General features: G+C 46.3%; 2 protein-coding genes. Both read right to left on the bottom strand.

All coding sequences use genetic code 11. From position 1 onward, the window contains the following. The coding region (locus V7D78_RS17350) for a GDP-mannose 4,6-dehydratase (RefSeq protein WP_333609704.1) at window positions 1-557 on the bottom strand (557 nt) is incomplete at its 3' end. Then, the gene (locus V7D78_RS17345; RefSeq protein ID WP_333609703.1) at window positions 557-1,312 is read right to left on the bottom strand and encodes a hypothetical protein; all 756 of its coding nucleotides are present in this window, start codon (window positions 1,310-1,312) and stop codon (window positions 557-559) included. The genes V7D78_RS17350 and V7D78_RS17345, both read right to left, overlap by 1 nt. Between the last annotated feature and the right edge of the window lie 105 nt (window positions 1,313-1,417).

The raw sequence follows: 1,417 nt of genomic DNA, 5'->3' as shown, positions 1-1,417 counted from the left end.
AAGAGGATGCCGTTGGAGGCGTGCATCCCGTAGGCTTCCCGGTAGTTCACAACGATCCAGTAAGCATAGAGTTTTGCTGTAGCGTAAGGAGATCGGGGATAAAAAGGTGTGCTTTCATTCTGTCGCTCTGCCTGCACCTTACCATACAGCTCTGAGGTAGACGCCTGATAAAACCGCACCTTATCGGTCATACCCAATGTGAGAATCGCATCCAGCAACCGTAAAGTCCCGGTAGCATTAACATCAGCAGTATATTCGGCTGAAGAAAAAGACACGTGCACGTGGCTTTGAGCTGCCAGATTATAGATTTCTGTCGGTTGCACTGCACTAAGCAGCCGGACCAGCGACATGCCGTCGGTCATATCACCGTAATGTAAGTAAAAGTTGTTTCTGACATGTTGAGGTGTTTCCACCAAATCTTGAATGCGATCCAAATTAGGTAAGGACGTGCGCCGTCGTAACCCATGTACTTCATAACCTTTCGCTAACAAAAAACGAGCCAGATAGGCACCATCCTGGCCGGTAATGCCGGTAATCAAGGCAACATTTTTAGCCATTAAGCGGGCTCCTGATAGGTTAATTGACGAGCAACAATATTAAAGTCTGGCAAGCGTTGATAAATACTATCAATATGCTGATACACACTGTACTGGTTTTGCATAATATACAGTTGTTTTAGTTGCCTTAGCGTACTGTCGCAAAGTTGGTAACAGATTTTCTCTATGTTATCACCAAAGATCACTGCCAAATTAAACAAACAAGTCGAATGAAAACTAACCACGCTGGCGGGATAATCTGGCTGCTGTAGCAGTAAAAGCTCATAGGGTTGCTCACTCCTTATTACCTTAAAGCCAAGCGCCACTAACTTGTCATACTTATCCGCCAGGTTCTCTGCCCGATGGGCAATGTAAACAGCCTGGCCCTGATGTTGCCGGGATTCAATGGCATCAACTAATACCGCATCATACTCTGGCGCACTGGCAATGTTCTTTTCAACAACCGGAGAACCAATAAAATGCCAATAATTGCCGGGTGTTGATGGGCAACCCAGTGCGTTTTTCAGCAACCTGAACTGATGGCGGCCCGGGGTCGAATCAGCAAAATTGAATACCGAAAAAATTTTCACCTGCCGCGGCCGGATAAGCATGCCCAATTGCAGTTTTATCTGATTTACTTCTCGCAGACGCTCGGCAGAACAATCAAATAGCTTCACCGGCAGCATGCAAGATGAAGGACGCAACAAATAATCATAGATTGACAATGTTGCTGCGCCGTCATCTACTAAAATTGCCTGGTCTGCATCTCGGAACAAGCGATATCTTGCATCCAGGGTTGGCGAATATCGCCCAGTAAGACTGCATCAAAATGTTGGTTGCCAACCAGAGCCACTAAAAAGCTGTATGATGCGATCCGCTGA

The sequence above is a fragment of the Arsukibacterium sp. genome (genome assembly GCF_036735525.1).
Lineage (GTDB): Bacteria > Pseudomonadota > Gammaproteobacteria > Enterobacterales > Alteromonadaceae > Alishewanella.
The sequence above is the reverse complement of the archived record's forward strand: the minus strand, read 5'-3'. Positions and strand labels throughout refer to the sequence as shown.